Source organism: Streptococcus mitis (assembly GCF_047465045.1).
Classification (GTDB): Bacteria; Bacillota; Bacilli; order Lactobacillales; family Streptococcaceae; genus Streptococcus; species Streptococcus mitis_DT.
The window spans coordinates 42,302-69,005 of record NZ_JASHAR010000002.1; the positions used below are offsets into that span (position 1 = coordinate 42,302).

General features: G+C 38.9%; 25 protein-coding genes, 1 pseudogene and 1 riboswitch. Of the genes and pseudogenes, 19 read left to right on the forward strand and 7 right to left on the reverse strand.

Features of this window, described 5'->3' with window-relative positions:
- Positions 1-162: 162 nt before the first annotated feature.
- On the forward strand, positions 163-942 hold the full coding sequence (gene rpsB / locus QM409_RS01770; RefSeq protein ID WP_000268459.1) for a 30S ribosomal protein S2: 780 nt from the start codon (positions 163-165) through the stop codon (positions 940-942).
- A 78-nt stretch (positions 943-1,020) separates the two neighbouring features.
- Positions 1,021-2,061 (forward strand): translation elongation factor Ts, encoded by a 1,041-nt coding sequence (gene tsf, locus QM409_RS01775; protein ID WP_261050000.1) that lies wholly within the window; start codon positions 1,021-1,023, stop codon positions 2,059-2,061.
- 121 nt (positions 2,062-2,182) lie between these two features.
- On the opposite strand, the gene cysK is transcribed toward tsf, so the two are convergent.
- The 3 genes and pseudogenes from cysK to QM409_RS01790 form a co-directional block, all read right to left on the reverse strand.
- Positions 2,183-3,109: a cysteine synthase A gene (gene cysK, locus QM409_RS01780; protein ID WP_045612477.1), complete on the reverse strand. Its 927-nt coding sequence runs from the start codon at positions 3,107-3,109 to the stop codon at positions 2,183-2,185.
- Between the two features lie 96 nt (positions 3,110-3,205).
- Positions 3,206-3,292 (reverse strand): annotated as a pseudogene (locus tag QM409_RS01785) (PH domain-containing protein); the annotation flags it as partial.
- Between the two features lie 90 nt (positions 3,293-3,382).
- Positions 3,383-4,018 carry a YigZ family protein gene (locus QM409_RS01790; RefSeq protein WP_045612475.1) on the reverse strand — a complete coding sequence of 212 codons (636 nt, stop codon included), beginning with the start codon at positions 4,016-4,018 and terminating at the stop codon, positions 3,383-3,385.
- A 56-nt stretch (positions 4,019-4,074) separates the two neighbouring features.
- On the opposite strand from QM409_RS01790, the gene QM409_RS01795 reads away from it, so the two are divergent.
- The 14 genes from QM409_RS01795 to QM409_RS01860 all read left to right on the forward strand — a co-directional run bounded on the left by QM409_RS01795 (position 4,075) and on the right by QM409_RS01860 (position 21,090).
- Positions 4,075-5,373 (forward strand): DEAD/DEAH box helicase, encoded by a 1,299-nt coding sequence (locus QM409_RS01795; protein WP_049543262.1) that lies wholly within the window; start codon positions 4,075-4,077, stop codon positions 5,371-5,373.
- Positions 5,370-6,032: a ComF family protein gene (locus tag QM409_RS01800; RefSeq protein WP_049543260.1), complete on the forward strand. Its 663-nt coding sequence runs from the start codon at positions 5,370-5,372 to the stop codon at positions 6,030-6,032. The genes QM409_RS01795 and QM409_RS01800 overlap by 4 nt, the downstream gene beginning before the upstream one ends.
- A gap of 79 nt (positions 6,033-6,111) precedes the next feature.
- The gene (gene hpf / locus QM409_RS01805; protein ID WP_000599100.1) at positions 6,112-6,660 is read left to right on the forward strand and encodes a ribosome hibernation-promoting factor, HPF/YfiA family; all 549 of its coding nucleotides are present in this window, start codon (positions 6,112-6,114) and stop codon (positions 6,658-6,660) included.
- Positions 6,661-6,795: 135 nt separating this feature from the next.
- Positions 6,796-8,769 (forward strand): DHH family phosphoesterase, encoded by a 1,974-nt coding sequence (locus tag QM409_RS01810; protein ID WP_414305035.1) that lies wholly within the window; start codon positions 6,796-6,798, stop codon positions 8,767-8,769.
- The gene (gene rplI / locus QM409_RS01815; protein WP_060627336.1) at positions 8,766-9,218 is read left to right on the forward strand and encodes a 50S ribosomal protein L9; all 453 of its coding nucleotides are present in this window, start codon (positions 8,766-8,768) and stop codon (positions 9,216-9,218) included. Before QM409_RS01810 ends, rplI begins: the two co-directional genes overlap by 4 nt.
- A 43-nt stretch (positions 9,219-9,261) precedes the next feature.
- Complete coding sequence (gene dnaB, locus QM409_RS01820; RefSeq protein WP_060627337.1) at positions 9,262-10,614, forward strand: replicative DNA helicase; 1,353 nt, start codon at positions 9,262-9,264, stop codon at positions 10,612-10,614.
- Between the two features lies 1 nt (position 10,615).
- Entirely contained in the window at positions 10,616-10,882 is a 267-nt protein-coding gene (locus tag QM409_RS01825; RefSeq protein WP_001278169.1) for a Veg family protein, read from the forward strand.
- Between the two features lie 89 nt (positions 10,883-10,971).
- A complete protein-coding gene (gene cbpD / locus QM409_RS01830) occupies positions 10,972-12,090 on the forward strand; it encodes a choline binding-anchored murein hydrolase CbpD (protein WP_414305036.1) in 1,119 nt (372 codons plus the stop codon).
- Between the two features lie 268 nt (positions 12,091-12,358).
- Positions 12,359-15,151 (forward strand): SIALI-17 repeat-containing surface protein, encoded by a 2,793-nt coding sequence (locus tag QM409_RS01835; RefSeq protein WP_414305037.1) that lies wholly within the window; start codon positions 12,359-12,361, stop codon positions 15,149-15,151.
- 246 nt (positions 15,152-15,397) lie between these two features.
- Positions 15,398-18,031, forward strand: a complete 2,634-nt coding sequence (gene polA, locus QM409_RS01840; RefSeq protein ID WP_414305038.1) for a DNA polymerase I — start codon at positions 15,398-15,400, stop codon at positions 18,029-18,031.
- Positions 18,032-18,133: 102 nt separating this feature from the next.
- Positions 18,134-18,236: riboswitch (TPP riboswitch) on the forward strand.
- A 70-nt stretch (positions 18,237-18,306) separates the two neighbouring features.
- Entirely contained in the window at positions 18,307-18,597 is a 291-nt protein-coding gene (locus QM409_RS01845) for an MTH1187 family thiamine-binding protein (RefSeq protein ID WP_414305039.1), read from the forward strand.
- Positions 18,560-19,318 carry an ABC transporter permease gene (locus QM409_RS01850; protein WP_161683551.1) on the forward strand — a complete coding sequence of 253 codons (759 nt, stop codon included), beginning with the start codon at positions 18,560-18,562 and terminating at the stop codon, positions 19,316-19,318. Before QM409_RS01845 ends, QM409_RS01850 begins: the two co-directional genes overlap by 38 nt.
- Before the next feature lie 36 nt (positions 19,319-19,354).
- Entirely contained in the window at positions 19,355-20,362 is a 1,008-nt protein-coding gene (locus tag QM409_RS01855; RefSeq protein ID WP_414305040.1) for an ABC transporter substrate-binding protein, read from the forward strand.
- Positions 20,362-21,090: an ABC transporter ATP-binding protein gene (locus QM409_RS01860; protein ID WP_414305041.1), complete on the forward strand. Its 729-nt coding sequence runs from the start codon at positions 20,362-20,364 to the stop codon at positions 21,088-21,090. Before QM409_RS01855 ends, QM409_RS01860 begins: the two co-directional genes overlap by 1 nt.
- A gap of 156 nt (positions 21,091-21,246) precedes the next feature.
- Here the strand turns inward: QM409_RS01860 and QM409_RS01865 are convergent, their stop codons facing one another.
- The 4 genes from QM409_RS01865 to QM409_RS01880 all read right to left on the reverse strand — a co-directional run bounded on the left by QM409_RS01865 (position 21,247) and on the right by QM409_RS01880 (position 24,914).
- On the reverse strand, positions 21,247-22,413 hold the full coding sequence (locus QM409_RS01865) for a tyrosine-type recombinase/integrase (RefSeq protein ID WP_414305042.1): 1,167 nt from the start codon (positions 22,411-22,413) through the stop codon (positions 21,247-21,249).
- A 302-nt stretch (positions 22,414-22,715) separates the two neighbouring features.
- Positions 22,716-23,420 (reverse strand): type II toxin-antitoxin system PemK/MazF family toxin, encoded by a 705-nt coding sequence (locus QM409_RS01870; RefSeq protein ID WP_261076659.1) that lies wholly within the window; start codon positions 23,418-23,420, stop codon positions 22,716-22,718.
- A 315-nt stretch (positions 23,421-23,735) separates the two neighbouring features.
- Complete coding sequence (locus tag QM409_RS01875; RefSeq protein ID WP_414305043.1) at positions 23,736-24,260, reverse strand: hypothetical protein; 525 nt, start codon at positions 24,258-24,260, stop codon at positions 23,736-23,738.
- Positions 24,261-24,344: 84 nt separating this feature from the next.
- Entirely contained in the window at positions 24,345-24,914 is a 570-nt protein-coding gene (locus tag QM409_RS01880; RefSeq protein ID WP_414305044.1) for a helix-turn-helix domain-containing protein, read from the reverse strand.
- Between the two features lie 185 nt (positions 24,915-25,099).
- On the opposite strand from QM409_RS01880, the gene QM409_RS01885 reads away from it, so the two are divergent.
- The 3 genes from QM409_RS01885 to QM409_RS01895 all read left to right on the forward strand — a co-directional run bounded on the left by QM409_RS01885 (position 25,100) and on the right by QM409_RS01895 (position 26,492).
- Positions 25,100-25,336, forward strand: coding sequence for a helix-turn-helix domain-containing protein (locus QM409_RS01885; protein ID WP_414305045.1), 237 nt, complete (start codon positions 25,100-25,102; stop codon positions 25,334-25,336).
- A gap of 230 nt (positions 25,337-25,566) precedes the next feature.
- On the forward strand, positions 25,567-26,169 hold the full coding sequence (locus QM409_RS01890) for a Rha family transcriptional regulator (RefSeq protein WP_414305046.1): 603 nt from the start codon (positions 25,567-25,569) through the stop codon (positions 26,167-26,169).
- Positions 26,170-26,180: 11 nt separating this feature from the next.
- Entirely contained in the window at positions 26,181-26,492 is a 312-nt protein-coding gene (locus QM409_RS01895) for a hypothetical protein (RefSeq protein ID WP_414305047.1), read from the forward strand.
- Positions 26,493-26,704: the final 212 nt, after the last annotated feature.

A 26,704-nucleotide genomic window follows, 5' to 3' on the forward strand; every position in this document is an offset into this window, starting at 1 on the left:
AAATCTACTAAAACAGCTTGAAAATATTGAAAAAGTATGGTAAAATGAAACTTGTCGTGTGAACGATAATACTCATTCTTGATGAATTGTGAAGCAGTTGCCCTTGGGTCGTTTTGCGAGTTGAAGTCAAGAAGAGGAAAAAAACAAAAAGGAGAAATACTCATGGCAGTAATTTCAATGAAACAACTTCTTGAGGCTGGTGTACACTTTGGTCACCAAACTCGTCGCTGGAACCCTAAGATGGCTAAGTACATCTTTACAGAGCGTAACGGAATCCACGTTATCGACTTGCAACAAACTGTAAAATACGCTGACCAAGCATACGACTTCATGCGTGATGCAGCAGCTAACGATGCCGTTGTATTGTTCGTTGGTACTAAGAAACAAGCAGCTGATGCAGTTGCTGAAGAAGCAGTACGTTCAGGTCAATACTTCATCAACCACCGTTGGTTGGGTGGAACTCTTACAAACTGGGGAACAATCCAAAAACGTATCGCTCGTTTGAAAGAAATCAAACGTATGGAAGAAGATGGAACTTTCGAAGTTCTTCCTAAGAAAGAAGTTGCACTTCTTAACAAACAACGTGCACGTCTTGAAAAATTCTTGGGTGGTATCGAAGATATGCCTCGTATCCCAGATGTGATGTACGTAGTTGACCCACATAAAGAGCAAATCGCTGTTAAAGAAGCTAAAAAATTGGGAATCCCAGTTGTAGCGATGGTTGACACAAACACTGATCCAGATGATATCGATGTAATCATCCCAGCTAACGATGACGCTATCCGCGCTGTTAAATTGATCACAGCTAAATTGGCTGACGCTATCATCGAAGGACGTCAAGGTGAAGATGCAGCAGCAGTTGAAGCAGAATTTGCAGCTTCAGAAGCTCAAGCAGATTCAATCGAAGAAATCGTTGAAGTTGTAGAAGGCGACAACGCTTAATTCATATAAATAGTAATTACCTAGGAGGGCGGGGCTTAGCCCGGCTCTCCTATTTTTAAAAAATATAGGAGAATCAAAATGGCAGAAATTACAGCTAAACTTGTAAAAGAGTTGCGTGAAAAATCTGGTGCCGGAGTTATGGACGCTAAAAAAGCGCTTGTAGAAACAGACGGTGACATCGAAAAAGCGATTGAATTGCTTCGTGAAAAAGGTATGGCTAAGGCAGCTAAGAAAGCTGACCGTGTTGCTGCAGAAGGTTTGACTGGTGTTTACGTTAACGGTAATGTTGCAGCAGTTATCGAAGTAAACGCTGAAACTGACTTCGTTGCTAAAAATGCTCAATTCGTTGAATTGGTAAATACTACAGCTAAAGTTATTGCCGAAGGAAAACCTGCTAACAATGAAGAAGCTCTTGCTTTGACAATGCCTTCAGGTGAAACTCTTGAAGCTGCATACGTATCTGCAACAGCAACTATCGGAGAAAAAATCTCATTCCGTCGCTTTGCATTGATTGAAAAAACAGACGCACAACACTTTGGAGCTTACCAACATAACGGTGGACGTATCGGTGTTATTTCAGTTGTTGAAGGTGGAGACGAAGCTCTTGCTAAACAATTGTCAATGCATATCGCAGCGATGAAACCAACAGTTCTTTCTTATAAAGAATTGGATGAGCAATTCGTTAAAGATGAGTTGGCACAATTGAACCACGTTATCGACCAAGACAACGAAAGCCGTGCAATGGTTAATAAACCAGCTCTTCCACACTTGAAATATGGATCAAAAGCACAATTGACTGATGAAGTGCTTGCCCAAGCTGAAGCTGACATCAAAGCTGAATTGGCCGCAGAAGGCAAACCAGAAAAAATCTGGGACAAAATCATCCCAGGTAAAATGGATCGCTTCATGCTTGATAACACTAAAGTTGACCAAGCTTACACACTTCTTGCACAAGTTTACATCATGGATGACAGCAAGACAGTTGAAGCATACCTTGAATCAGTTAACGCTTCAGTAGTTGAGTTCGCTCGCTTTGAAGTTGGTGAAGGTATCGAGAAAGCTGCAAACGACTTTGAAGCTGAAGTTGCAGCTACAATGGCAGCAGCCTTGAATAACTAATAATAAAAAGGAAGCCAAATTGCTTCCTTTTTTCTATGCAGTCGATCTTTATAGGGAGATGTTCCTATTTTTAAGGTATAAATAAAAAGCCCTATAATAAGGGCTAAGTGTATTTAGGAGACTACACTTCAAATTCATAGAGTGCTGTAGAGAGATAACGTTCGCCGTTATCTGGTGCTAGAGCAAGTACTTTCTTACCTGTACCTAATTTCTTAGCAACTTCAATGGCTCCATAGATAGCTGCAGCTGAAGAAATCCCTACAAGGAATCCTTCTTTTCCACCAATTTCACGTCCAAGTGCGAGAGCATCGTCTGATGTTACACGAACGATACCATCATAGGCTTTAGTATCAAGTGTATCAGGAATAAATCCAGCTGAGATACCTTGAATTTTGTGTGGTCCTGGTTTTTCACCAGATAGAATAGCAGATTCGTCAGCTTCCACTGCATAAACTTGAATGTTTGAATTTGCTGTTTTGAGTGCATGAGAAACACCAGAAATTGTTCCACCGGTACCAACTCCAGCAACAAAGGCATCTAATCCATCTTTACCGAAAGCAGCTAGTATCTCAGCTCCTGTTGTTCTTTCGTGTACTTCTGGATTAGCTGGATTGTCAAATTGAAGAGGAAGGAAACCATCGCGTTCAGCAGCGATTTCTTGTGCTTTGGCGATAGCACCTTTCATTCCTTCGCTACCAGGAGTGAGGACGAGTTCAGCTCCATAGGCTTGGATAATCTTACGGCGTTCTACACTCATAGTTTCAGGCATAACAATGACAACTTTATACCCTTTAGCAGCACCTACCCATGAGAGTCCAATACCAGTGTTTCCACTTGTTGCTTCAACAATGGTAGCACCCGGTTTTAGAATACCGTCTTGTTCAGCTTTTTCAATCATGCTAAGAGCAATACGGTCTTTTACAGAAGAACCAGGGTTGAATGCTTCAAGTTTTACATAGACATCCGCAGCACCTTCTGGCACAATATTGTTGAGTTTAACAATCGGAGTTTGACCGATTAGTTCAGTAATGTTGTTATAAATAGACATATGAATACCTCTTTGTATAAGATATTTCTAGTATAACGCTATCTATACCATTTGTAAAATATAGAAATCCTATCGAAGCGATAGGATTTTTTTATATCATAGGTCTAAGCCATTAATTTTTAAGTGATTGTGACAAGCTAATTCTAATAAATAGGTGTAAAGGAGAACGCTATCTGTTTTCTTTTTGTTCTAGTAGGTCTTGGCAAGCATCTTTTTATGTTGCTAATTAAAGTAGCGGTGAAAATATCAGTGAAACACTGTATTATCTATTATTTACACTAAGTTTACAGGAACTTCAACTTCTCGTAAACCTTGATCAGTTAAAGTGACCTTTCCATTAAAAAACTCTACAAGTGCAGCTTTAATAGTTTCTTTTTCTTTTTTATCAACATAAATCATCGTATAGACTTGATCTGTAAAGTTTGTATCCAGCTCCATGAGACTATGTTCTTTAAGGAAGTTATTGTACTCTTGGTACTGAGCGTAGGACATTTGAATAGCAATTCCAGCCTGTTCCTTTATTTCAATGATGCCAATTTCTTTGACAGCTAAAGCTACACTACCAGCGTAAGCACGAATCAATCCTCCAGCACCTAGTTTAATGCCACCAAAGTAGCGTGTCACTATCACACAGACATTGGTGAGATTGTGATTTTCTAGTACCCCTAGCATGGGAACGCCAGCAGTACCACTGGGTTCACCATCATCACTTGTACGTTTGATTTCACTACGTTCTCCAATAATGAAGGCAGAGCAGTTATGCGTCGCTTTGTAGTGTTCTTTTTTGATGGTGGTGATGAATTCACGAGCCTCTTCTTCGCTATAAACACGCTTGGCATGACAGATAAAGCGGGATTTTTTGATTTCTTCTTGGACTTGACCGTCCTCTTTAATTGTTCTAAATTCCATGATTTAATTGTACTAAAAAATCATTTAAAGCGCTAGGTTTTTACGAATAAAGAAGTATGAAAGTAAATCCAAATTATCTCGGTCGGTTGTTTACGGAGAATGAATTAACTAAAGAGGAACGTCTGTTGGCGGAGAAACTTCCAGCAATGAGAAAGGAGAAAGGGAAACTTTTCTGTCAACGTTGTGATAGTGCTATTTTAGATGAATGGTATTTGCCCATCGGTACTTACTATTGTAGGGAGTGTTTACTGATGAAGCGAGTCAGGAGTGATCATGCTTTATACTATTTTCCGCAGGAGGATTTTCCGAAGCAAGATGTTCTTAAATGGAGTGGTCAATTAACTCCTTTTCAAGAGAAGGTATCAGAGGGACTGATTCGAGCAGTAGACAAGCAGGAGCCAACCCTAGTTCATGCGGTAACAGGAGCTGGAAAGACAGAAATGATTTATCAAGTTGTGGCTAAGGTGATCAATGCGGGTGGTGCAGTGTGTTTGGCCAGTCCTCGCATAGATGTTTGTTTGGAGCTGTACAAGCGCCTGCAAGATGATTTTGCTTGCGAGATATCTTTACTACACGGAGAATCAGAGCCGTATTTTCGAACACCACTAGTTGTTGCGACAACCCATCAGTTATTGAAGTTTTATCAAGCTTTTGATTTGCTGATAGTGGATGAAGTAGATGCCTTTCCTTATGTTGACAATCCCACGCTTTACCATGCTGTCAAGAATAGTGTAAAGGAGAATGGCTTGAGAATCTTTTTAACAGCGACTTCGACCGATGAGTTAGATAGGAAGGTCCGTTTAGGAGAACTAAAACGATTGAGCTTGCCAAGACGATTTCATGGAAATCCGTTGATTATTCCTAAACCTGTCTGGTTATCGGATTTTAATCACTGTTTAGAGAAAAATCGGTTGTCACCAAAGTTAAAGTCCTATATTGAGAAGCAGAGAAAGACAGCTTATCCGTTACTCATTTTTGCTTCAGAAATTAAGAAAGGGGAGCAGTTAAAACAAATTTTACAGGAGCAATTTCCAAATGAGAAAATTGGCTTTGTATCTTCTGTAACAGAAGATAGATTAGAGCAGGTACAAGCTTTTCGAGATGGAGAACTGACAATACTTATCAGTACGACAATATTGGAGCGTGGAGTTACCTTCCCTTGTGTGGATGTTTTCGTAGTAGAGGCCAATCATCGCCTTTTTACCAAGTCTAGCTTGATTCAGATTGGTGGACGAGTTGGGCGAAGCATGGATAGACCGACAGGAGATTTGCTTTTCTTCCATGATGGGTTAAATGCTTCAATCAAGAAGGCAATTATGGAAATTCAGCAGATGAATAAGGAGGCGGGGCTATGAAGTGCTTATTGTGCGGGCAGACTATGAAGGCTGTTTTAACTTTTAGTAGTCTCTTACTTCTGAAAAATGATGTCTCTTGTCTTTGTTTAGATTGTGATTCTACTTTTGAGAGGATTGGAGAAGAGAACTGTTCAAACTGTATGAAAACAGGTTTGTCAACGAAGTGTCAAGATTGTCAATTTTGGTGTAAAGAAGGAGTTGAGGTCAGTCATAGAGCGATTTTTACTTACAATCAAGCTATGAAGGATTTTTTCAGTCGGTATAAGTTTGATGGAGACTTCCTTTTAAGAAAAGTTTTTGCTTCAGATTTAAGTGAGGAGTTAAAAAAGTACAAAGAGTATCAATTTGTTGTAATTCCCCTAAGTCCTGAAAGATTGCTCGAGAGGGGGTTTAACCAGGTTGAAGGTTTAGTTGAAGCAGCAGGGTTCTCTTTTCAAGACTTACTAGAGAAGAGAGAAGAGCGGGCCAGTTCTTCCAAAAATCGTTCAGAACGCTTGGGGACAGAACTTCCTTTCTTTATTAAAAGGGGAGTCACTATTCCTAAAAAAATCCTACTTATAGATGACATTTATACTACTGGAACAACTATAAATCGTGTGAAGAAGGTGTTGGAAGAAGCTGGTGCTGAGGATGTAAAAACATTTTCCCTTGTAAGATGAGGAAAAAATTTGCAAAAATAAAATGAAAGCGTTATAATGAAATCAGAAAAACAAAAATGTTTAGAAAGAAGGTACTCATATGATTAAATATAGTATCCGTGGTGAAAACCTAGAAGTAACAGAAGCAATTCGTGATTATGTAGTTTCTAAACTCGAAAAGATCGAAAAGTATTTTCAAGCTGAACAAGAGTTGGATGCTCGAGTTAACTTGAAGGTGTATCGTGAAAAAACGGCTAAAGTAGAGGTGACGATTCCGCTTGGCTCAATTACTCTTCGTGCAGAAGATGTGTCTCAAGATATGTATGGTTCAATTGACCTTGTAACCGATAAAATTGAACGTCAGATTCGTAAAAATAAAACAAAAATCGAGCGTAAAAATAAAAACAAGGTAGCAACTAGTCAATTATTTACAGATGCTTTGGTGGAAGATCCAAATGTTGTCCAGTCTAGAGTTGTTCGTTCAAAACAAATTGATTTAAAACCAATGGACTTGGAAGAAGCTATTCTACAGATGGATTTGTTGGGACATGATTTCTTTATCTATGTGGATGTTGAAGATCAGACAACCAATGTGATTTATCGTCGTGAGGATGGCGAGATTGGCTTGTTAGAAGTTAAAGAATCTTAATTTCAATATGTGTAAAGGAAGGTTTACTGAATTGTAAACCTCCTTTTTCTTATAATTGATAGAATTACTGATTACACTTTTAAAAAGTCGCTTTTTGGTGGTTATTATGGTATAATGGGTGCCAAGAGGTTTGGAATGAAAAAATTTTATGTAAGTCCTATTTTCCCCTTAATATTAGGAATAGTGGCGTTCGGAGTGCTATCTGTGCAACTTGTTTTTGTAACGAATACACTGGTAACGCTATTTCTTTTGCTACTTATTTTGGGTTCATATATTTTACTATTCATCCATCAGAGAGACTACTACTCAAAGAGTGAAGTAGAACAAATCCAGTATGTAAACCACCAAGCTGAAGATAGTTTGACAACCTTGTTAGAACAGATGCCTGTCGGAGTTATTAAACTAGACTTATCGTCAGGTGAAGTTGAATGGTTCAATCCTTACGCTGAATTGATTTTGACTAATGAAGTGGGCGAGATTGATGTTGCATTAATTCAAACAATTATAAAGGCTTCTGTGGGGAATCCAGGTTCTTATGCTACCTTAGGTGAAATCCGTTATTCGGTTCATATGGACAAGGTATCTGGAGTTCTTTATTTCTTTGATGTGTCTGGAGAATACGAAGCGACTGTTGAGTTAGTTACGAGTCGACCTGTGATTGGGATTGTCTCCGTTGACAACTATGATGACTTAGAAGATGAAACATCGGAGTCTGATATCAGTCATATTAATAGTTTTGTAGCCAATTTTGTTTCAGAATTTGCTGGTAAACATGCCATGTTCTCCCGTCGAGTAAGTATGGATCGCTTTTATCTATTTACGGACTACACGGTACTTGAGGGATTGATGAACGATAAATTTTCTGTTATTGATTCTTTCAGAGAAGAGGCGAAACAGAGACAGTTGCCCTTGACCTTAAGTATGGGATTTTCTTATGGTGATGGAAATCATGATGAGATAGGGAAAGTTGCATTGCTCAACTTGAACTTGGCTGAAGTACGTGGTGGCGACCAAGTGGTTGTCAAGGAGAATGACGAAACGAAAAATCCAGTTTATTTTGGTGGTGGATCTGCTGCCTCAATCAAGCGTACAAGGACACGTACGCGCGCTATGATGACAGCTATTTCAGATAAAATTAGAAGTGTAGATCAGGTTTTTGTAGTTGGTCACAAAAATCTTGATATGGATGCTTTGGGTTCTGCTGTAGGTATGCAGTTATTTGCTAGTAATGTAACAGAAAATAGTTATGCTCTTTATGATGAAGATCAAATGTCACCAGATATTGAACGAGCTGTTGCATTCTTAGAAAAAGAAGGAGTTACGAAGTTGTTGTCTGTTAAGGATGCAATGGGGATGGTGACCAATCGTTCTTTGTTGATTCTTGTAGACCATTCAAAGACAGCCTTAACTTTATCAAAAGCTTTTTATGATTTATTTACCCAAACCATCGTCATCGACCACCACAGACGGGATCAGGATTTTCCAGATAATGCGGTTATTACTTATATCGAAAGTGGTGCAAGTAGTGCCAGTGAGTTGGTAACGGAATTGATTCAGTTCCAGAATTCTAAGAAAAATCGTTTGAGTCGTATGCAAGCAAGTGTCTTGATGGCTGGTATGATGTTGGATACTAAAAATTTCACCTCACGAGTGACTAGTCGGACATTTGATGTTGCTAGCTATCTCAGAACGAGAGGAAGTGATAGTATTGCTATCCAAGAAATTGCTGCGACAGATTTTGAAGAATATCGTGAGGTCAATGAACTGATTTTACAGGGGCGTAAATTAGGTTCAGATGTACTAATAGCAGAGGCTAAGGACTCGAAATGCTATGATACAGTTGTTATTAGTAAGGCAGCAGATGCCATGTTAGCTATGTCAGGTATTGAAGCGAGTTTTGTTCTTGCGAAGAATACACAAGGATTTATCTCTATCTCAGCTCGCAGTCGTAGTAAGCTGAATGTACAACGGATTATGGAAGAGCTGGGAGGTGGAGGCCACTTTAATTTGGCAGCAGCTCAAATTAAGGATTCAACCTTGTCAGAAGCAGGGGAAAAACTGACAGAAATTGTATTAAATGAAATAAAGGAAAAGGAGAAAGAAGAATGAAAGTAATCTTTTTAGCAGATGTTAAAGGAAAAGGTAAAAAAGGCGAAATTAAGGAAGTACCAACAGGGTATGCGCAAAACTTTCTTATCAAAAAGAGTCTAGCCAAAGAAGCGACTGCTCAAGCTGTAGGTGAACTTCGTGGTAAACAAAAATCTGAAGAAAAAGCTCATGCTGAGATGATTGCAGAAGCAAAAGCAATTAAAGCTCAACTAGAAGCAGAGGAAACTATTGTAGAATTTGTTGAAAAAGTTGGTCCAGATGGTCGTACCTTTGGTTCCATTACCAATAAGAAAATTGCAGAAGAATTGCAAAAGCAATTTGGAATTAAGATTGATAAACGTCATATCCAAGTACAAGCTCCGATTCGAGCAGTTGGTTTGATTGATGTACCAGTGAAAATCTATCAAGATATTACAAGTGTAATCAATCTTCGTGTGAAAGAAGGGTAAATTTACACTTTCTTGACAAGATTGTAAAAGGAAGGGAAGTCTGATGGCAGAAGTAGAAGAGTTACGAGTACAACCTCAAGATATCTTAGCTGAGCAATCCGTTTTAGGGGCTATCTTTATTGACGAGAGTAAGCTTGTTTTTGTGCGAGAATATATTGAGTCTAGGGACTTTTTTAAGTATGCCCATCGTTTGATTTTCCAAGCTATGGTCGACTTATCCGATCGTGGCGATGCTATAGATGCAACAACGGTTCGTACCATTCTTGATAATCAAGGTGATTTACAGAATATTGGTGGCCTGTCTTACTTGGTTGAGATTGTCAATTCTGTGCCAACTTCTGCTAATGCGGAGTATTATGCTAAGATTGTTGCAGAGAAGGCCATGCTACGTCGATTAATCTCCAAGTTGACAGAGTCTGTCAATCAAGCTTACGAGGCTTCGCAACCAGCTGATGAAATCATTGCTCAGGCAGAAAAAGGCCTGATTGATGTCAGCGAAAATGCAAATCGAAGTGGATTTAAGAACATTCGAGATGTGTTGAATATCAACTTCGGAAATCTGGAAGCTCGCTCGCAACAAACGACCGATATTACAGGTATTGCGACAGGCTATCGTGACTTGGATCATATGACGACTGGACTTCATGAGGAGGAGTTGATTATCCTAGCAGCCCGTCCAGCTGTTGGTAAGACAGCCTTTGCCTTGAATATTGCTCAGAATATTGGGACTAAGTTGGACAAAACAGTTGCTATTTTTTCACTGGAAATGGGTGCGGAAAGTCTAGTGGACCGTATGTTAGCGGCAGAAGGTTTGGTAGAATCGCATTCTATCCGTACGGGTCAATTGACTGATGAGGAGTGGCAAAAATATACCATTGCTCAAGGAAATCTAGCTAATGCAAGTATCTATATCGATGATACGCCAGGGATTCGGATTACAGAGATTCGTTCTCGTTCTCGTAAACTGGCTCAAGAAACTGGAAATCTTGGCTTGATTTTAATAGACTATTTGCAGCTTATCACGGGAACTGGTCGGGAAAATCGTCAACAAGAGGTTTCAGAAATTTCACGTCAGTTGAAAATTTTAGCTAAGGAACTGAAGGTTCCAGTAATCGCTCTAAGTCAGCTTTCTCGTGGTGTAGAACAACGTCAGGATAAGAGACCGGTCTTGTCTGATATTCGTGAATCTGGGTCTATTGAGCAGGACGCTGATATTGTAGCCTTTCTTTATCGCGACGATTACTATGAGCGTGGTGGTGAAGAAGAGGAAGGAATGCCGAATAATAAGGTAGAAGTTATTATCGAGAAAAACCGTAGTGGAGCTCGTGGAACGGTGGAATTAATTTTCCAAAAAGAATACAATAAATTTTCAAGTATCTCAAAGAGGGAGGCATAAGATGTCAGATGCATTTACAGATGTAGCCAAGATGAAAAAAATCAAAGAAGAAATCAAGGCACATGAGGGTCAAGTCGTAGAAATGACTTTGGAGAATGGTCGTAAGCGCCAAAAAAATAGATTGGGTAAGCTAATTGAGGTTTATCCATCCCTATTTATCGTTGAATTTGGAAACGTTGAAGGAGATAAACAAGCTAATGTTTACGTTGAATCCTTTACTTACTCAGATATCCTTACAGAAAAGAATTTGATTCATTATCTTGACTAAAGTGAGAAATTTTCTCACTTTTTCTTTTTTTCTCCGAATAGTTTAAGTGAAGGTAATCTTCGATTTATATTATTTTTCAAGGAGGAAGAATGAAAATTTCACCATTTAAAGTAGCAGAGACAAGATTTTCTTTCAGAAAATCAGCTAAAAAGGTTGTTCCCTTTTTAGTAGTAGGATTGATGTTAGCAGCGGGTAATAGTGTATATGCCTATTCCGGAGGAAATGGATCGATTGCGCGTGGGGATGATTATCCTGCTCATTATAAAAATGGGAGCCAGGAGATTGATAAGTGGCGCATGTATTCTCGTCAGTGTACTTCTTTTGCAGCCTTTCGTTTGAGTAATGTCAATGGTTTTGAGATTCCGGCTGCTTATGGGAATGCGAATGAATGGGGCTATCGTGCTCGTCGTGAAGGTTATCGTGTCGATAATACACCAACGATTGGCTCTATTGCTTGGTCAACTGCAGGAACTTATGGTCATGTTGCTTGGGTGTCAAATGTAATAGGAGATGAGATTGAGATTGAAGAATACAATTATGGAATAAGGGAATCTTACAACAAGCGCATCGTGAAGGCAAATACTATGACGGGGTTTATTCATTTTAAAGATTTATCTGGTGGTAGTGTTGGGAATAGTCAATCTTCAGTTTCAACAGGAGGAACACATTATTTTAAGACTAAGGCTGCTATCAAAAATCAACCTCTAGCTAGCGCAACTGTGATTGATTATTATTATCCTGGGGAGAATGTTCATTATGATCAAATTCTCGAAAAAGATGGATACAAGTGGTTGAGTTATACGGCTTATAACGGAAGTCGTCGCTATATCCAGCTAGAGGGAGTGACTTCTTCACAGAATTATCAGAATCAATCAGGAAATAGCTCTAACTATGGATCCAATAACAGTTCAACTGTCGGTTGGAAGAAAATAAATGGTAGTTGGTATCATTTCAAATCAAATGGGTCTAAATCAACAGGCTGGCTGAAAGATGGTTCTAGCTGGTATTATTTGAAATCATCTGGTGAAATGCAGACAGGATGGTTAAAGGAAAATGGTCTGTGGTATTATTTGGATAGTTCAGGTGCAATGAAAACGGGCTGGTACCAAGTATCTGGTAAGTGGTATTATTCTTACTCTTCAGGCGCCTTAGCTGTTAATACGACGGTGGATGGTTATACTGTAAATCATAACGGTGAGTGGGTTTAATTTTAAGTAATTGAATCTGAACAGGAGAGAAATCTCCTGTTTTTTTGTTTAAACTAGAGTTTTTATGAAGAGTTAAGATATCTGAATTGGATTCGAAACTATAATTTACTATAGAAAATGAAAGTGATGAAAAGAAAGAAAAAAGAAAGCTAGTAAAACATGCGTTACTTTCTTGAAGTTTTTTATAGCCTTGAAATACAACATATTAATAATAAATTATATATAATATAACATATCTCTTGATTTCACTCAAAAAGAGGTACACAAGATGAACAAAAAGAAAATGATTTTAACCAGTTTGGCTAGTGTGGCTGTTTTAGGTGCTACATTTGTTGCATCTCAACCGTCAGTTGTGAAAGCTGATGACAAACCTACAGCTGCTCAACCTACTGGAGAAACTAAGCCTACACCTGCGGCTGAAACACCAAAAACTGAGGTTGAAAAAGTCAAGGAAGCTGAAAAAGAAGCTAACGCTAAAGTTGATGAAGCTCAATCTAAAGTACATAGAACAACTACTACAGCAACTGATGCAGCTACTAAACTTGAAACAGAGAAAAAAGAATCTGCTGAGGCTGATGCTGCAAAAACTAAAGCTGAAGAAGCTAAGAAAACAGCTGACGATGAATTAGCTAAAGCAAAAGAAGAAGCTGCTAAAGCTGACTCTAAAGCAAAAGAAGAAGCCGCAAAAGAAGAAGCTGCTGCAAAAGAAGAAGCCGAAGCTAAAGAAGCTTTAACTGAAGCTTTGAAACAAATTCCTGATAACCAATTGCTTGACAAAAAAGCAAAAGAAGAATTATTAAAGGCTGTTGAGTCTGGTGAATTAAATGCTTCTGATATTCTTGCTGAGTTAGCAGATGATGCTGAAAAAGCACAAGATACTAATCCAACAATTAAAACAGAAACTCCTGTATCTAAGGACAAGCTTCCTGAAGAGGTGCAAGCGGGAATTGAAGAAGGTGAAGCAGCGGATGCTGCTCGTCCTGAATCAGAAAAATTGCAAGATAAAGCTGATGATTTAACTGAAACAATTGAAAACTTAACGGATGATGCTGAGAAATTAAAAGCCGATGCTGAAAAGAAAGCTGAAACACTCAAAAAACAGGAAGATACTTTAAAAGAAGCAAAAGAAGCTCTTAAATCTGCTAAAGATAATGGCTTTGCTGAAGATATCACAGCACCGTTAGAAAAAGCTGTAAATGCGATTGAAAAAGAACGCGATACTGCCAAATCTGAATTTGATGAAGCTGCTGAAAAAGTTCAAGCTGCTACAGCTGAAATTCAAGATTTAACTGAAAAACGTGATAATCTTCTTGAAGAAGTAAAAAAAGCAGAAGCAAAAGAAGCTGCAGAACCAGCTAAACCAGCAGAAGAAACTCCAGAGGAAGAAGCTGAACCAACCGAAGCTGAAAAAGCTGCTAAAGCTAAAGCAGAGGCTGATGCTAAAGTTGCTGAATTAGAGAAGAAAGTTGCTGAAGAAGCTAAAAAAGTAGAAGAAGCTACGACTAAAGCTACAAAAGAAGCTGAAGATGTAAAAGCTGCAGAAAAAGCAAAAGAAGAAGCAGATAAAGCTAAAACTGATGCAGAAGCTGAATTAGCTAAGGCTAAAGAAGAAGCAGCTAAAGCAAAAGCTAAAGTTGAAGAAGAAGTTAAAAAAGAAGAAGACGCTAAAAAAGAAGAAGCAGCTAACTTAGAAGCTTTGAAAGGTGCTTTAGAGCAACTTGAAAAAAAAGCTGAAGATAAAATCAACAAGGATGATAGCATCAAGCCTGAAGATAAAGCGAAAGCTATCGAAGAAGCAAAAGCTGAAATCGGTAAAGAAGCCTTATTAAAAGCGATTGAAGATGGAGTTCTTACAGCTACTCAAGCTGTAGATGAATTCGTCAACGATGGCAACACAAAAGATAAAGCTCCTGAAGCTTATAAAACTAAAGAATTAACTGCTGACGAAACTAAAAAAATTGAAGAAGTAGCTAAAAAAGAAGCTTCTAAACCAATTGTTAAAAAACTTACAGACATTGCTGATGATTTAGCTGAAAAAATTGAAAAATTAACGAAAGAAGCTGAAGAAGATAAGGCTGACGCTGCTGAAAAAGCTAAGGTAGTAGAAGAGAAAAATGCTACATTAGAGAAACAAAAGGAAACTTTAGAAAAAGCTAAAACTGCTCTTGAAATTGCTAAGAAAAACAATGCGGATCAGGCTATCCAAGATGGATTGCAAGATGCTGTAACTAAATTAGAGGCTTCAGTTGCTTCTGCTAAAGTAGCTGCTGATGAAGCAAAAGCCGATTTTGATGAAGTTAACGAAGCAGTTCAAGAGGATGACGATGCAATTGCCAAACTAACTGAGAATTACAACGCAACTTTAGGTTACATCGAAAACTTAAAAGAAGTTCCTAAGGGTGAAGAATCGAAAGACTTCAGTGGTGGTGTAAATCCTAGTGATGCACCTTCTGACGATGCTAAACAACCTGACGAAGTTCCAAGTGCTCCTAACGCTCCTGAATTCAACGGTGGTGTGAATCCGAGCGACTCTCCTGCTGGGGATAATGGCTCTGATTTCAATGGTGGGGTAAATGATGCAACACCTCCTACTGTAGCTGATGCTCCTGAATATAGTGGAGGAGTTAATGCGGCTGATGCTCCTGTAGCTGAGGTAGCCCCTGAATTCACTGGAACTCTTGCAACCAATACACCTGTGAATGAAAATGGAGAAGCATTATTGCCTCCTGTAGCTGAGGTAGCTCCAGAATTCACTGGAACTCTTGCAACTAATACACCTGTGAATGAAAACGGAGAAGCATTATTACCTCCTGTAGCTGAGGTAGCTCCAGAATATACAGGAGGCGTTAATAGTGTAGAAGCAGCAATTAACGAAGTTCCACAATATACTCTTACAACAGCAGGTACTAACAAGGATAATACCTATCAAGCGCCAGCAGTAAAAACAGAAGATAAAAAAGAACTTCCAAATACTGGTGGTAAAGATAATGTTGCAGTTGCATCATTAGGATTCCTTGGATTGTTCCTTGGTGCCATTCCATTTGTGAAACGTAAAAACTAATTCATTTCGTAGTTTGATAGAGAGGGAGTAACTTCGGCTCTTTGTCAACTGTAGTGGGTTGAATAAAAGCTAAGATCGAGAAAGGACGAAATTTGTCCTTTCTTTTTTGATATTCAGAGCGATAAAAATCCGTTTTTTGAAGTTTTCAAAGTTCCGAAACTTCCTTCTCTTTTTACTATTATCTTAGTTTCTCTCAGGGAACTCTTCCCAATGGTATTTTTTGGTGCTTTCCTTTATAATGGGTGTATGGATAAGAAAAAATTATTATTGATTGATGGGTCTTCTGTGGCCTTTCGGGCGTTTTTTGCGCTCTATCAGCAGTTGGACCGTTTTAAGAATGCGGCTGGTTTGCATACCAATGCGATTTATGGTTTTCAGTTGATGTTGAGCCATTTGTTGGAGAGGATTGAGCCTAGTCATATTTTGGTGGCTTTTGATGCGGGGAAGACAACCTTCCGTACAGAAATGTATGCGGACTATAAGGGTGGTCGGGCTAAGACTCCTGATGAGTTTCGTGAGCAATTTCCTTTCATTCGTGAGTTACTGGATCATATGGGGATTCGTCACTATGAGTTGGCTCAGTATGAGGCGGATGACATCATTGGGACGCTGGATAAACTAGCTGAGCAGGATGGTTTTGATATTACCATTGTCAGTGGGGACAAGGATTTGATTCAGCTGACGGATGAGCATACGGTGGTGGAAATTTCCAAGAAAGGTGTGGCTGAGTTTGAGGCCTTTACGCCAGAATATCTTATGGAAAAGATGGGCATTACACCGACTCAGTTTATCGATCTCAAGGCGCTCATGGGTGATAAGTCGGATAATATCCCTGGAGTAACCAAAATTGGTGAAAAGACGGGTATCAAGCTCTTGCTGGAGCATGGCTCACTCGAGGGGATTTATGAGAATATCGATGGGATGAAGGTTTCTAAGATGAAGGAAAATCTCATCAATGATAAGGAACAGGCCTTTTTGTCAAAAACACTGGCGACCATTGATACCAAGGCACCGATTGAGATTGGTTTGAAGGATTTGGTCTATAGTGGTCCAGATGTGGAAAATCTTGGGAAATTCTACGATGAGATGGGCTTCAAACAGCTCAAGCAGGCTTTAAATGTGTCGTCAGCTGATGTGGCTGAGAGTTTGAACTTTACTATCGTTGACCAAATCAGTCAAGATATGCTGAGTGAAGAGTCTATCTTCCATTTTGAGCTTTTTGGTGAGAATTACCATACGGATGATTTGGTTGGTTTTGCTTGGTCTTGTGGGGATAAACTTTACGCTACAGATAAACTTGAGCTTTTGCAAGAGCCTATTTTCAAGGATTTTCTAGAAAAAACACCTCTGAGAGTTTATGACTTTAAGAAGGCCAAAGTTCTCTTGAATCGTTTGGGTGTGGATTTACAGGCGCCTGCTTTTGATAGCCGTTTGGCTAAATACCTCCTTTCGACTGTGGAGGACAATGAAATTGCGACCATCGCGAGTCTCTATGGTCAGACTTACTTGGTTGATGATGAGACTTTCTATGGTAAGGGTGTCAAGAAGGCCATTCCTGAACGTGAGAAATTCTTGGAGCATTTAGCTCGTAAGCTTGCTGTTTTGGTCGAAACAGAACCTGTTTTACTTGAAAAACTCAGCGAAAATGGGCAATTAGAGCTTCTTTATGATATGGAGCAACCTCTGGCTTTTGTCCTTACCAAGATGGAAATTGCTGGGATTACGGTCAAGAAAGAGACCTTGCTTGAGATGCAGGCTGAAAATGAGCTTGTTATTGAAAAACTGACTCAGGAGATTTACGAACTGGCTGGTGAGGAGTTTAATATCAACTCGCCTAAGCAGTTGGGCATGCTTCTCTTTGAAAAATTGGGGCTACCTCTAGAATACACTAAGAAAACTAAGACTGGATACTCGACAGCGGTGGATGTCTTGGAGCGCCTGGCTCCTATTGCTCCGATTGTTAAGAAAATCCTAGACTATCGTCAGATTGCTAAGATTCAGTCCACTTATGTGATTGGCTTGCAGGATTGGATTTTAGCTGATGGAAAGATTCATACTCGCTATGTGCAGGATTTGACCCAGACTGGGCGTTTGTCTAGTGTGGATCCAAACTTGCAAAATATTCCTGTGCGTTTGGAGCAGGGGCGTCTCATTCGGAAGGCTTTTGTACCCGAGTGGGAGGATAGTGTGTTGCTCAGTTCGGATTATTCACAGATTGAATTGCGCGTTTTGGCGCATATCTCTAAGGATGAGCACTTGATTAATGCCTTCCAAGAGGGGGCAGATATCCATACTTCGACAGCCATGCGGGTCTTTGGCATTGAACGTCCTGAGGATGTGACTGCAAACGACCGTCGCAATGCCAAGGCAGTTAACTTTGGGGTGGTTTATGGAATTTCAGACTTTGGCTTGTCTAATAATCTGGGTATTAGTCGTAAGGAAGCCAAAGCCTATATTGATACCTACTTTGAACGCTTCCCAGGTATTAAAAACTACATGGATGAAGTGGTGCGTGAGGCGCGTGATAAGGGCTATGTAGAGACCCTCTTCAAGCGTCGTCGTGAGTTGCCAGATATCAATTCGCGCAACTTTAATATTCGTGGTTTTGCGGAGCGGACAGCTATCAACTCTCCTATTCAGGGTTCGGCAGCAGATATTCTCAAGATTGCCATGATTCAGCTGGATAAAGCCTTGGTTGCAGGTAGTTATCAGACTAAGATGCTGTTACAAGTGCACGATGAAATCGTACTTGAAGTTCCTAAATCTGAATTGGCAGAGATGAAAAAATTGGTCAAACAAACCATGGAAGAAGCCATTCAACTCAGTGTTCCCCTCATCGCAGATGAAAATGAAGGGGCAACCTGGTACGAGGCTAAATAAAAAAGTTATGTAGAGTTTGAAGCACTTGTTTTCAAACTCTTTTTCATGTTTTTCTGTAAGCAGTTTCCTTGACATTTTTTTTGTTTTGCGCTATCATATGTCCATATAATATATGGGAGTCTGTGTACAGTCTGAGAGGAAGCGTTAAGCTTCGACCGCACCTGATCTGGGTAATGCTAGCGTAGGGAACGATACTTAGTCTAATTCTGCACCTTTTCCATATATGGTAAAGGTTTTTCTTTTTATAAAGAGGAAAACGAGAAGAGGAGGTTTTTATGAAAGCAAGCATTGCCTTGCAAGTTTCACCCCTATCACAGGGGATTGATCGGATTGCTGTTATTGATCAGGTCATTGCTTATCTGCAAGCTCAAGAAGTGACCATGGTAGTGACACCATTTGAAACGGTCTTGGAAGGGGAGTTTGATGAGCTCATGCGCATTCTCAAAGAAGCGCTGGAAGTGGCAGGGCAGGAGGCAGATAATGTCTTTGCAAATGTCAAAATAAATGTAGGAGAGATTTTAAGTATTGATGAGAAACTTGAAAAGTATACTGAGACGACACATTAGTCTATTGGGCTTTCTAGGGGTCTTGTCAATCTGGCAGCTAGCAGGTTTTCTTAAACTTCTCCCCAAGTTTATCCTGCCGACACCTCTTGAAATTCTCCAGGCCTTTGTTCGTGATAGAGAATTTCTCTGGCACCATAGCTGGGCGACCTTGAGAGTGGCTTTATTGGGTCTAATTTTGGGAGTCTTGATTGCCTGTCTCATGGCTGTTCTCATGGATAGTTTGACTTGGCTCAATGACCTGATTTATCCTATGATGGTGGTTGTTCAGACCATTCCGACTATTGCCATAGCTCCTATCCTGGTCTTGTGGCTCGGTTATGGGATTTTACCCAAGATTGTCTTGATTATCTTAACGACAACCTTCCCCATCATCGTCAGCATTTTGGACGGTTTTAGGCATTGTGACAAGGATATGCTGACCTTGTTTAGTCTGATGCGGGCCAAACCTTGGCAAATCCTGTGGCATTTTAAAATCCCAGTCAGCCTGCCTTACTTTTATGCAGGTCTGAGAGTCAGTGTCTCCTACGCTTTTATCACAACAGTAGTATCTGAGTGGTTGGGAGGCTTTGAAGGACTAGGTGTCTACATGATTCAGTCCAAGAAACTGTTTCAGTATGATACCATGTTTGCTATTATTATTCTGGTATCGATTATCAGCCTTCTGGGTATGAAGTTGGTCGATATCAGCGAGAAATATGTTATTAAATGGAAACGTTCGTAGAATTAGAATGTTTCAAAAAGAAAAGAGGAAATCAAAATGAAAAAAACATGGAAAGTGTTTTTAACGCTTGTAACAGCTCTTGTAGCTGTTGTGCTTGTGGCCTGTGGTCAAGGAACTGCTTCCAAGGACAACAAAGAAGCAGAACTTAAGAAGATTGACTTTATCCTAGACTGGACACCAAATACCAACCACACAGGGCTTTATGTGGCTAAGGAAAAAGGCTACTTCAAGGAAGCTGGTGTGGATGTTGATTTGAAATTGCCACCAGAAGAAAGTTCTTCTGACTTGGTTATTAACGGTAAGGCACCATTTGCAGTCTATTTCCAAGACTATATGGCTAAAAAATTGGAAAAAGGGGCAGGAATTACTGCCGTTGCAGCTATCGTAGAACACAATACATCAGGAATCATTTCTCGTAAATCTGACAATGTAAGCAGTCCAAAAGACTTGGTTGGTAAGAAATACGGAACTTGGAATGACCCAACTGAACTTGCTATGTTGAAAACCTTGGTAGAATCACAAGGTGGGGACTTTGAGAAAGTCGAAAAAGTACCAAACAACGATTCAAACTCGATCACACCGATTGCCAATGGCGTTTTTGATACTGCTTGGATCTACTACGGTTGGGATGGTATCCTTGCAAAATCTCAAGGTGTAGATGCTAATTTCATGTACTTGAAAGACTACGTTAAAGAATTTGACTACTACTCACCAGTTATCATCGCAAACAACGACTATCTGAAAAACAATAAAGAAGAAGCTCGTAAAGTCATCCAAGCCATCAAAAAAGGCTACCAATATGCTATGGAGCATCCAGAAGAAGCAGCTGATATCCTCATCAAAAATGCACCTGAACTCAAGGAAAAACGTGACTTTGTCATCGAATCTCAAAAATACTTGTCAAAAGAATACGCAAGCGACAAGGAAAAATGGGGGCAATTTGATGCAGCTCGCTGGAATGCCTTCTACAAATGGGATAAAGAAAATGGTATCCTTAAAGAAGACTTGACAGACAAAGGCTTCACCAACGAATTTGTGAAATAATGACAGAGATTAGACTAGAACACGTCAGTTATGCCTATGGACAAGATAGGATTTTAGAGAATATCAACCTGCAGGTGACTTCAGGTGAAGTGGTTTCTATCCTAGGCCCAAGTGGTGTTGGTAAGACTACGCTTTTCAACTTAATTGCGGGGATTTTAGAAGTTCAGTCAGGGAGAATTGTCCTTGATGGTGAAGAAAATCCCAAGGGGCGCGTGAGTTATATGTTGCAAAAGGACCTGCTCTTGGAGCACAAGACGGTGCTGGGCAATATTATTCTGCCCCTCTTGATTCAAAAAGTGGATAAGGCGGAAGCCATTGCTCGCGCGGATGAAATCCTTGCGACCTTCCAGCTGACAGCTGTAAGAGATAAATACCCTCATGAACTCAGTGGAGGAATGCGCCAGCGTGTAGCCTTGCTCAGGACCTACCTTTTCGGTCACAAGCTCTTTCTCTTGGATGAGGCCTTCAGTGCCTTGGATGAGATGACTAAGATGGAACTCCACGCTTGGTACCTGGAGATTCACAAGCAGTTGCAGCTAACAACCTTGATTATCACGCATAGTATCGAGGAGGCCCTCAATCTCAGCGACCGCATCTATATCTTGAAAAATCGGCCTGGACAGATTGTTTCAGAAATTAAACTAGCTTGGTCTGAGGACGAGGACAAGGAAGTCCAAAAGATTGCCTACAAACGTCAAATCTTGGCAGAATTAGGCTTAGATAATTAGAAAAATAGGGAGTTGGTGAAGATTATCCTTTACCAGCGCCCTTTTTCTTTTAAAAATGAGAAAATTTCGGTATAATAGTCAATTATACCGAAATCATTCTATAATCGTTGATACATAAGGGTTTTATGTATCGCTTTTTTTATTTTGTGGACTTTTTTAAGAACTTTTTATTTTTTCGAGGGCAGTTTCAAAGAATGAGACTGCTCTTTTTTGGTTCTCTTTTGATAAATGGCTGTAAGTATCCATAGTTACAGATATTTTTGCATGGCCAAGCCGTGTCTGTATTTCCTTGTATGGCAGGCCAGCATTAAGCAAGATACTAGCGTGAGTGTGGCGGAAAGCATGAAAGCCTAAATCAGTACAGTTAGCGTTTTTTAAGTGCTTATGTAGGCGATAATCAACCTTTCGAGTATTGACATAGTTGTCAAAGCTATCAGAGAATACTTTCTCATAGGTTAAGCCAATGTTTCTACCGTTTTCTGCTTGTCTTGCTCGGTAGAGACGAAGCATGAGTACTGTTTTATGACCGATATCTAGAACTCTATAGCTTGATTTTGTCTTAGGACTGTTTATCTGGTTTAAAATGTTGAGTGTTTTGTTAATATCGATCGTTCCGTTCTGCAGGTCAATATCAGACCATTCCAGGGCAAGACATTCACGGATGCGCAGCCCAGTAGCTAGGAGCGTTTTATAAAGCACAGTATCATAGAAATTGATAAAGGTATTCTCCAGGTTATCGAGATAGGAGAGGAAGTTTTTAAGTTCCTGATCTTGAAAGTATTTAATTTCTTGTTTATCTCTTGTTATCTTTCTAGGAATGACAACGTCACGAGCAGGGTTATTGTTTAATGCCTGGATAGAAACTCCATACTGTAGAATACGTTTATTTAAGGCGTGAAGATGATTGTATTCTTTATACCCCGTTCCGTCCTGATTGTACTCATCCGCCCATTTATTTACCTGAGTTTGGATAATGACAGGTGTAAGTTTATCTAGTTTGTAAGTACCAAATGAGGGCAAGAGGTAATTATTTAAGCAGCCTTTTATCTTTATCTGCGTGTTAGTCTTTACGGTATGCTGGTAGGTTTTCCAAAACAAGTCCGCAAGTTCGTTATAGGTTGTTATATGTGAGCGTTGTTTCCGTGTAGAACCGTTTTTCTCAAATTCTACCTTAGCCTGGGTGACCTTGTTTCTGAGTTCTTTCTTTGTTCGTGCTGATATGGTAGTCTTGATCTTCTTACCAGTTACAGAATCAATGCCAAGATAGATACTGGAGCGGTAGACTGCTGATCCGTCTTTTTTCGTGTGTTGTGTAATTTTCATGGGTTTAACTCCTTTTCCATCAGCAGGCAAGCAATTAGAAAAGGTTTTGGAGTTTATACCATGCGAGGAGCTACGAAAATGCCCCTATTTTCGATTTTAAACAGTCAGACGGTAAATTGTACCAGAATAGGAAACAAGACTCTTAAACAGGCTTATATTGCGTTTTGGAACATTATTTTTATTTACAAAAAGAGCCCGTTCTTTGAACAGGCTCTCGTATCCGCAAGGGGATAACGTCTTCTTAATGCTCGCAAGGAGCTATGTACTATTATTATAAGCCTGTTTTTTTAAAATGTCAAATATTATTTTGTTTTTTTGAAAAAATTATTTTGAAGATGCTCGTCAATCTTATCAAGAATATCATCCGAAACACGAATTCCTTTAAGAACTCCGAATTTATTTCTTGGATCAAAAACGCGTAACTTGCTAATGGTAGTAATTTGACCAATCAGAGCAATGCTTCCAGTTTTCATTCTATCAATCTCCGCCTTAATTCGTTTTGCGTAAGCGAGTTCTTCTTGAAATTCACCTAATTCGGCTTCTGTAGCTTCTGGCAATTGAACACTGCTTAATTTTTCAAGGAGTTTATTGAGCTTTTGAGTTAGTTTCTCATAAATCTCACCACCTATAAAAAGTTGGTTTTTGCCAAGTTTTTTTATATCAGTATGCGGCTTAACTGACGTGAGAGGGATAACGGTAAAAACAGGATTTTTAAGGTCATTGTTTGCGTCTATTACAATGGCGTAATGTAATCCTCCCTCTTCACTGCCGACGTTAAATCCTAAGTGAACTTTTACAATACTTCCGCGCTTGTATTTTAGCATTTTGTTAGGAGAAAAGTTTTCTTCTCTCTCCAAATATGTCATCCAATCTAAAATCCAATAAGAAATTTTTTCCGCTTTAGCTTTTTGTTCTCCTTCAATCAATCCGGTTAGATAGTCATCAAATTGGGCTAGCATTTCATTTTTAAAGTTCAACGCTTCTTTTTTAGATAATTTCTTTGACATAATATCCTCTTAAGGCCTACCAACAAATTTCAGATACTTAGTTTGTATCATGAGTTCGTTAGTAGGTGTTCTAATTTATTTTTTGTAAAAAGTAGTCCAGTACTAAAACTGTCCCTTCTGTGTTATTTCATAGTCCAGTGATTCTTTGAAGAAGTCAGACGATAAATTATACCAGAGTAGGAAACAAGGCGAATATGGGTTTTATATGGACTTTTATGTGGTGTGTGTTTTTTAATTTTTCCAATTTTTGCACAATAGACCTTAGAAATAGGGGTTCTATTGGCGAATATGGGGGAGTTTTTAATTGACGATGATTTAGCCAACAGGGATAAAATCTTTTTGTTTTGAAGATTTTGCGATTAAGTCGTATTGATCAGCGGATTTTTCATATCCAAGGGAAAGAGTAGTATTGTCGTCTGGTAGTTTTTTAGCAAACTCAGATATAGACATCCGAAATACGGTAATTGCATTTTGCTGATTAGTTGTAGCAGAATTTGAATTGATTGCGGCCATAGTCTCTTTTGCGTTATCTTTAGCCGTTCCAGTTAGCAAAATCATGATTGTATCATGTGGTTCGGATGAATCTGAATCGATTACGTTATTTTGAATTTTAACGCTTATTGCTCCAGTTGATTCAGGATCTAATTTTGATTTGATTTCAGAAATTAGATTGTCGTATTTACTGTTATCTACTTTGGTTTTAACGTTTGTTGAAGTAGTGTTTTTTTGCTCCGTTTTTGGTTGCTCCGAGCTATCTTTGGTAGCTGATTGATTGTTAGAGCAAGCTACTAGAACGGTAGCAGAAAGTAAAATAGCTGATGTACTTAGTAATTTTTTCATAAGTGGATTCCTATATTCTGATGTTTTCTGATAAAAGATTTTGATACCCTATCTTTTGCACAATGAACCTTTGGAATAGAGTTACTATTGTTTATCTGAGGGGTCTAGTTTTTGAGGGGATTCATTGTTTTTGTTTTTTTCTATAAGTTCGTTCGTTTGATTGATAGTTTCGATTATCAATCTTAGTTTTTCAGATTTAAAGTGATTTTCCTTAATAGATAAAATAAGCTCAAACATTTCTTCACTGCTATCTACAAGTGCTTTGATAGTGTGTAAAGTAGTTATAGCTTTTCCTCTATGGATTTCATCTTCATGAAGAACTTGATCTAAGTATTGTAACCTTTCAGATAGTATTTCTTTCATTACATCGTATTGCTCGCGGTATTGTGTTAATTTTTCTTCAAGGTCTGTAATCAAATTATTTAATTGCTCATTCATTTGTTCTTCGTTATATCCTAAAAGATAGTCAACCGATATATCTAAAGCATTAGCAAAATCTTGAGCCCTATTTAGCGGAAACATTCTGGTTTTATTTAAGTATCTAGACATAGCAGATTTTGCTATATCAGTTCTACGGGCTAATTCACTAAGAGAGAATCCTTTTTTTTCTTTTTCGGAGATAATAATATCTATAATTTCATCATTAGAACGCATTTGTATCCCCCCTTCTATATTTTTTAATTATATCATCGTTCCCAGAAAAGGACAAGAAGAACATTAAAAAATATTTTTTGTTAAAAAAATGCATCTTTGTGTTGACAAACGGGAACAAAAGAGTTACAATAACTTTGTTCTCTTTCGGGAACGTATTTTGAATTTTAATAGAAAGGAAGATAATAATGGAACTAAATTTGAGACGTATAAAAGCTGAACGTATTGCCAAAGGGTACACTCAGGACGTGGTGGCTGAGAAAATGGGATGGAGATCCCGTACGCCATATGCAAAAAGAGAAAATGGGATAGTACCATTTGGAGCTGATGAACTTGCTGAATTTGGCAATATTTTAGGTTATGGTGTTAATGAATTAGGAATTTTTTTTGATAAAAACGTTCCCATAGAAGAACAAAAGGGGTGATCTAATCGCAATACTACTCTACATATACAGATTTCTCATGTGGTGCTTTACCACTGGGGATTGATAAACGAATCTAGCTAAATATTCGCTAGTGTAATTTGCTTGCTACCTATAGCAGTATCAAGGGTTTGTAGGGGTTTATTCTCTCCTAAATTTTCCCTACCTCAATGATTTACTTTGGTACTGTTTTAGGTGGCAAGCACGAGTGACAAGAAGAAAGGAGCGAACCAATGGAATTGGTTTATATGGACGGCAAGAAAGAGCCGTATACACTGAGCAGTATCGTTGCAGAATGCGCTGAAATTAAGCACAGACATTTGAAGATTTTGCTGAATAAGCACCGAGAGGACTTTGAAAGCTTCGGAAAGGTGCAATTTAAAATTTCACCTTCAGAGAGTGGGCAAAATGTACGGGATTATATTTTGAACGAGCAACAAGCGACATTGCTGATCACTTACTTACGAAATACAGAACCCGTAAAGGAGTTTAAGAAGAACCTAGTCAAAGCATTCTTTGAAATGCGAGAGGAGCTTTCTAAACGCTACCTTCAAAGAGAACTGGAAAAGCCAAAGCGTAAAAGTTTAACTGAAGCTATTCAAACATGGGAGAAAGCGCCCAAGCATGCCTATAGTACACTTACAAACTTACTGCTAAAGGGAGCTACAGGGAAAAACAAGTCTCAACTCATGCAAGAGCGAGAAAGTGGAAATGGTATTGACAGTTTAACCAGTGATGAACTGACAAACTATCAGCGTTTGGAAGATATGGCAATAGCGATGATTAACTTGAATAGGGGATATTCAGAAATTAAGGAATTAATTTTTAAAGTATAGGAGTATAGAAAATGGAAAATGAATTTAAGACAGTTACAAATGCCAAAGGGTTAGAAATTCCTAAGTATTCCAAGGATTTTAAAAAGCTAGTTGAGAAAGACAGACAACTAGCCGAATATCTTTGTATGAACTACGAGGATTTGGACAGTGAAGACCTTGGCGCATTTCTTGAAACGGTGGAGCAGGGGTTCAGCTGGATTCTGGATCTTATCGAAAGTAAAGACTTGCTTTATAAACCACAGTCAGGTAGTAGTCATGCAAAAAAGAAAATAAAAAAATCACTTGCTCAAATTTTGACCGAGGAGAGCAAGCGACAAGATTAAGGATATAGAAATTTTTTCTATGCTTTGATTATAGCAAAAAATATCTATTCTATCAAATACCTAAAGAAAAACCGAAGAGCAGGCAAGCAATTAGATAAGGTTTTGAAATCAAGTGCTGACACGGAGATTCTAAGCACTTGTTTAGCAAAAATGAGGGTGATTACCCACGAAACATCACTACAAGCGTTCGCCAACTAGGGGCAATCGCCCAG